Consider the following 6,787-nt stretch of genomic DNA (forward strand, 5'->3'; position numbering starts at 1 on the left):
CTGCTACTGTTGTTTTTGCGTCTTTTGTATTCGTTATGTTATAACCGTTTACTTCCGATTTATATCCTGCTACTGGATGTTCTTTTACTGTATACGTATAGGCATTACCGTCATTATCATATGCAGGTATATTTGCAAATGTATAATTCCAACCGTTTGCTGCTGTCACGTCTTGTGTCTGGATTACGTCACCATTTTTCAGTAAGTCTACTTGAATCGTGCTCGGACGATCTGTTGCATTGTTATCATTCCAAGTCTTCGTTCCTGAAATGGATGTCGTTTTCACCTTATTCGGAATCATCAACTTTACACCTTTTTGAGCAGTTGCATCAATTGTAAAAGGCACTTTTACTTGAGGATCGAAATCCACATAGTCTGGAGCTTTAATCTCTGTTACATAGTAATTTCCTGGGTCTAAATTAGACATTTCAACAATACCTTCTGCACCCGTTGTATAAGTATCGCCAATTTGTTCACCCGATTCCTTATGCAACTTAAACGTAACATCTGGGATGAATTTTGTATTATCTCCTTCAATATGCTTCACAATTCTTAGTGTACCTTTAGGCGGTAAATCACCTTGCGCACCACCATCTGCGTTTATATTTTTAACCTCGGATTCCTTTGAAACGGTTACCGGTGGCTGATTTAGAATCTGATAACTAATTGTATAATCATTATACAAATATTTTTCGTTCATTCCGCTATCAGTTATAACCGAGCTATAATGCATACCGAAATACTTCCCACTTACATAATCCTTATAACCTCTAATTTCGAAAGAGTTACCGTTAAACGTAATCGTTCCATAGCCTTTATCCCTAAATTGTTGTGGTGTAAAATCCTCATTTCCAACTATTATAGTAAAGTCTTCCTGCTTAAATGTTTGACCCGATCGTAAAGTATCGGTCAAAACAACATCAGAACTTAACTGTTCCGAACCAGTAGTATTTACATTCAACTGCCACTTGATTTCATTCGGAGCCTCAGGGTAAATTTGACCTGTTTTGTAAGTAAATGTTGTTGTACCCGTCCCCTCAGTTGGTCCTTTAATTGTTACCCTTTGAGTTGCTAAACTTGTACCTAAATTTGTATCAACTGGTATCGTTTGATTCACTCCTACATTGCTAGTTGCTTTGAATTCAAAGGACAAATAGCCTCTAATGTTTTGAAGTTTCTCAACCGTATCATTAAATGTACATACCACATTAGTTGTTGTTACTTGGCAAGTACCAAAACTAACACCGTTTTCATTCTTCAAGTCAATTGCTTTACTATACCCTGCTAGTTCTGCAGGTAGTGTTAATGTTAGTGTATCTCCAGCCTTCATTTGATTTCCGGATTTATCACTAAAATCTACTCTTATTCCCGATCGTTCTCCATAATTTAATTCCGTTTTGTCGAATGTAAAACTATCCACAAATCCTGTTGTATTTAATTCTTGTGCACTTGCTATTATAGATGTGAAACTCTGACCTATCGTCAACATAAATAGCATTATAATCGTAGAAATCGAAATCACTCTTTTTACCATGTCATTCTCCTGTCAATTATATTTAGATGGCTACTAATATGAATATGCTATGACAATGACTCAATAGGTTGATGGCATTTTTGTCTTTCGATTGTTATAACCTTAAAATCTTGAAAATTGATTTTCTATAAACAATTCTTCTATTCTCCATAAATCCTCATTTTTTCTGATCTAAAATCATAATTTTAAATATTTGCATATATGAAATTATATGATAGTATTGTAATCGGGAAGGCCATATTCTTGCATCATTCCTATCAAATCTTGCAATCTTAAGTTGTATCATGTATGCCATCTCATTTTAGAAGCATAAAATTTCTGGTTAATACTGTTTTCATTCAATTACTATTGACTTATTCATACTACTTCCCATCATTTTTAGATTTATAATATCAGTATGTCCAAGTTTGATAGCACCTTTTTAATGATTCACAATTTTATTTACCAGATTCTCTTACCTCCCCCTAAGGACATTTTTTTCATGCTCTCACCCGTAATATTAAGACTATTTAAATAATAAAAATAGTTTTTGTAACTTTTGTAACTGATTGTGTAATTAAAAAAACAAACATAAATTAATACCTCATTTGGGATAAACTTTTTATTTTATATTCCCTCCTACATACACCGAAATATCATCCTTAAGTACTTGTGCTAAACCTCTGCCTAAATTTTGATTCATTTATTAAAAACCACAAACAATTTTGTTTATTCATGTACCTCTTATATATCATTTCCTAGGTTTATAATTAAGTAGTCCTATGCTTTTTAAAAGAATGAACAGTAACGTTCACTAATTTTTGTCAGCTTATGAATTTAGAATTTTAATCACAATCTACATGACTTATAAACTTCATGGCTAAATCTCGCTATATCCAACCTTCAATTAAATTCTCAGCATGACGAATAGATTCATAATTAATTGTAGTTGCTTATTTCTTTATTTGCATGAAACCAAATTTCACATTGCTAGATCGGCACAATCGGCCTCAATTCCCTTTACAAATATTTGTAATAAATGTGCACTTAAGTAATTAAGGTGTCATAAGAATAACAGAATACTCACACTCTACTTTTACCAATTAATCACATCTCAGTCACCTCGCTATCTATACCCGATATAATATATAAAATAAAATAAAATAAAACAAAGAAAGAGTAGTAAGCGTAAATATCAATCAGATGTATACTAAACTGAATTTTCAATATTTTCAGTTTAAAGGGGGATCTTTTCAGCTACTCTTTCTTTGTATTATGAGTTTAGCACTAAATATAAAGCATAACAAGACAAAAAAAATCAAATTTCGCATAATTTCGACATTTTTTTCGCAAAACAATACTGGTCGTTAATTAGTATGGGTTACCATATATATATCCATCAACTTAAGAGTTTTATGACGCTCTCAAAATAGAATTGTACATTTTCATCTTGAGAAGTCATTTTTTATTTTGGGGATATTTTTTCTTAGCTTGATGGTGATGGAAAGTGATCCCAATTAAGCTAATTCCCCCATTTCGCAGATTTGAGCAAAAACACCCAAATAATATCTTGTTTGAATTGTTTTACTTTAAAATATCTAACTTATTACGCTTCCGTTTATCTTTTCAAAAGCATAACTTCGTTTCGAAAGCTTTGCAACAGAACCAGAAATATATAGTATCACATCAAAGAATATAAATCTATATTGATTTTCTTTTAATAATTTATATATAATTATAATAAATATAAATTAAAAGTCAATATCAATTAGATATAAGGGGGGAGTATAGACATAACAAAACATTTAGTCGGAAAGCAAGCCCATGATTCGAAATGAATGCAGTAATGCCAAATAAAAATGACCGGATTAAGAAAATTGGAACCAAAATCAGATTACAAAATCGATTTTGGGTATTGGTAAGAAATCATTCTATATAGTACTAAATGAGGACATATAGAATAATAGCAAATTAGGAAATGTAATATGTTCTTGCTTCCATTTCTTATAGTATTTAATAACTTTTGACTTCAATCTGGCTTTGTATAAAGCTTTTCTAACTTGAGAAATGAGCACAGTTACTCCTTTGCTCACAAATTAACTGTATGGCTTCCGATATCCCATTTTTCTATTTAAAAGTTTAAATTGCATAATAATAGAACGATGCTTCTCTAGATTCTTGATATTTTTGGTGAATTTGTAACAGGACCTTTAGTTACACGAAATATTCTTTAAATACAATATTTTATCATCTTAGGAGGAAACAGTATGAAAGGCTTAAAGTTTCTTTATAAAACTCCCCTTATATTGACAATAAGTGCAGTGTTGATCGGGTGTAACACAGCAAAACAAGAACAGTCAAACAAGGATACAGCCACACAAGAAAAATCTACGAAAAAAAATACGCAATGGTCATATGAAGGGACTACTGGTCCAGAGCACTGGGGAGAATTGAAACCAGAATACAAAATGTGTTTAAATGGGCAAGAACAATCTCCGATAGATATCAAAACGGAACAAATAAAATCAACAGTTGCGGATTCTAATCATTTGCAAATTAATTATCAACCAATATCATTTTCTATTAAAAATAATGGGCATAGTATTGAGGGGAAAGCAAATAGTTCTGATGATTATCTCATGCTGGGAGAAAGTCGTTACACATTAAAACAATTCCATTTCCATACACCAAGTGAACATCAATTTGAAGGAAGACATGCAGATATGGAACTACATCTGGTCCATCAAAATAATCAAGGTCAGTTAGCAGTAGTAGGTATTATGATAAAAGAAGGACAAAAAAACGAAGGTTTTGCAGAAATGTGGGAAAATCTCCCGAACAGCAAAAATTCACAGGGTGATGTGCAGCATACCATTGATATAAAACAGCTTCTTCCTTCAGATCATTCGTCATTCCGTTACATGGGTTCTTTGACAACACCTCCTTGTACAGAAAATGTCCAGTGGATTGTGATGAAACAGACAATAGAGATGTCCAAAAAACAAATTGAAACGTTTCATAAATTATTCCCAACGAATAACCGACCAGTTCAGCCAATTAATGGAAGAGAAGTATCGTAAACATAAGGAATTATTGGAATAAAAAATAGTAGTGCGAGCAGCATAGCGAAGGTTTTGAAACCCAGACAATTTAAATGACGATGGTCTTGTTCAATGAGATTATTGAAATGTTTGATGGTACAATACTTTGCACCAGAACGGAAAAAAGCTGCTGTCCTAATGGGACAACAGCTTTTTCATTATGCTACGTCTTCTTTTTGTTCCTTTTGTAGTGTACTATTTTTGTAACCGTAACTGAAGTAGACAACAAGTCCAATTACAAGCCATATTGCAAAGCCGATCCATGTTGTTGCGGGGAGTTGTAATGCTAAGTATCCACAGAATAGAACAGCTAAAGCAGGAATCCATGGTACCAAAGGCACTTTAAAAGCGCGCGGTAGTTCTGGTTGTTTTTTACGTAAAATAATTACTCCAATTGATACAACGATGAATGCGAATAATGTACCGATATTTGTTAATTCTGCTAGTTTACTTAAAGGAACAAAACCAGCAAAGAAAGCAACCATAGTGGCAGTAATCCAACTATTGATAACAGGTGTCTTTGTTTTTTTATTTACGCGCGAAAGTGCTTTTGGTAGTAAGCCATCGCGGCTAATTGCATAAAATAATCGTGTTTGTCCATATAACATAACAAGTAATACAGTTGTAATTCCAGTAATCGCTCCTAAAGAAATGAAACCAGCAACCCAATCTTGTTGAATGTATTGTAGTGCAAATGCAACAGGATTTTTCACACCTAACTGATCGTAAGGTACAATCCCAGTTAAAACTAATGAAACAACGATATATAGAATCGTACAAATTGTTAAAGAAGCAATAATACCGATTGGCATGTCACGCTGTGGATTTTTGACTTCTTCAGCAGCTGTTGATACAGCGTCAAATCCGATGTAAGCAAAGAATACAGTTGCAGCCCCAGTTGTTACGCCAGAGAAGCCGAACGGCATAAATGGTGTCCAGTTTTCAGGTTTTACATAGAAAGCGCCCACGCCAATAAATAGTAAGACAACAAAAAGTTTGATAGCTACCATGATAGCGTTAAAACGCGCTGATTTTTTTGCTCCTCTTGTTAATAACAACGTCATTAGAAAGATGATACAGATTGCTGGTAAGTCTATATATGTTCCCGCTTCAGGATTATATGCGCTTGTTAAAGCCGTAGGTAATGTAATCCCAAATCCACTTAATAGACCTTGTAAATACCCTGACCAACCAGATGCAACAGCTGAGGAAGCTAATCCATATTCTAAAATTAGATCCCAGCCTAAAATCCAAGCGATTAATTCTCCAAATGTTGCATAGCTATAAGTGTACGCACTACCGGATACCGGTACAGTTGATGCAAATTCAGAATAACATAAGGCTGCAAATACACAGGCTAAACCGGATAAAATAAACGACAAAACAAGTGCGGGTCCTGCGTGTTCTGCTGCGGCAACACCGGTAAGAACGAAAATCCCAGTTCCGATGATAGCGCCGACCCCGAGCATAGTAAGATCAAATGCACCGAGTTCTTTTTTTAAAGATGCTCCTTTTTGTTCTGACTGTGCTAATAATGCTGAAATAGATTTCTTTCGAAATAGATTCATATAGATACCTCACTTCTAGTTGTTATAATATTCAGAAAAATAATATCATTTTGTCGTATAATGTCGAATCTTTGTAGTTCGTATTTTAATTCAAATAAATATTTTTGTAAATACTTATTTTTAGAAAATTAAATCTTTTAGGCGTACCTTTATTTCTTTTCACTTAATCCCTCTGTTCCAAATATATTCCTTTAAGAGAAAAACTTATATCCCTATATAAGTCATAGAGGGTTGTTTGCATATTGACTTTAGTTTTATGTACAATAAAGGTAAAGATATAGTCTGAAACAGGAAGAGGAAAACCATGTCCAATTCCTTAGTAAATTTACGTATCGATTTTGCCTTTAAGCAGTTATTTGGCACAAATGGGAATGAAGATATTTTAGTTGCCTTTTTAAATGCCATATTAAAAGATTCTTTAGAATCACCTATTGTTGCCCTACAATTAGAAGATCCACATTTGCAACGAGAATATGAAGAAGATAAATTATCAATTTTAGATATTTCGGCTACATTAAATACAGGAACAAAGGTAAATGTAGAGATACAATTGAATAACAATCACGATATGATCAAACGAAGCTTATATTATTGGGGAAGGTTAT

At 33.3% G+C, this 6,787-nt stretch carries 4 protein-coding genes and 1 pseudogene; 2 read left to right on the forward strand and 3 right to left on the reverse strand.

Annotation, left to right across the window (positions count from 1 at the left end):
• The coding region (locus V7038_RS20885; protein WP_335695602.1) for a Cna B-type domain-containing protein at positions 1-1,534 on the reverse strand (1,534 nt) is incomplete at its 3' end.
• Between the two features lie 2,246 nt (positions 1,535-3,780).
• On the opposite strand from V7038_RS20885, the gene V7038_RS20890 reads away from it, so the two are divergent.
• A complete protein-coding gene (locus tag V7038_RS20890; RefSeq protein WP_335695603.1) occupies positions 3,781-4,593 on the forward strand; it encodes a carbonic anhydrase in 813 nt (270 codons plus the stop codon).
• Between the two features lie 30 nt (positions 4,594-4,623).
• Here V7038_RS20890 and V7038_RS29600 read toward each other — a convergent pair.
• Positions 4,624-4,721, reverse strand: a pseudogene (locus V7038_RS29600) (IS6 family transposase); the annotation flags it as partial.
• 51 nt (positions 4,722-4,772) lie between these two features.
• On the reverse strand, positions 4,773-6,182 hold the full coding sequence (locus V7038_RS20900; RefSeq protein WP_199662022.1) for an amino acid permease: 1,410 nt from the start codon (positions 6,180-6,182) through the stop codon (positions 4,773-4,775).
• A gap of 304 nt (positions 6,183-6,486) precedes the next feature.
• Between V7038_RS20900 and V7038_RS20905 the strand changes: the two genes are divergently transcribed.
• Positions 6,487-6,787 (forward strand): Rpn family recombination-promoting nuclease/putative transposase (locus V7038_RS20905; protein WP_141558745.1); only part of this gene is annotated, 301 nt, incomplete at its 3' end.

The sequence above is a fragment of the Bacillus sp. JJ783 genome (assembly GCF_036963225.1).
Classification (GTDB): Bacteria; Bacillota; Bacilli; order Bacillales; family Bacillaceae_G; genus Bacillus_A; species Bacillus_A cereus_U.

Coding starts and splice junctions, on each gene's coding strand:
- V7038_RS20890 (WP_335695603.1), top strand. CDS start 3,781: ATGAAAGGCTTAAAGTTTCTTTATAAAACTCCCCTTATATTGACAATA.
- V7038_RS20900 (WP_199662022.1), bottom strand. CDS start 6,182: ATGAATCTATTTCGAAAGAAATCTATTTCAGCATTATTAGCACAGTCA.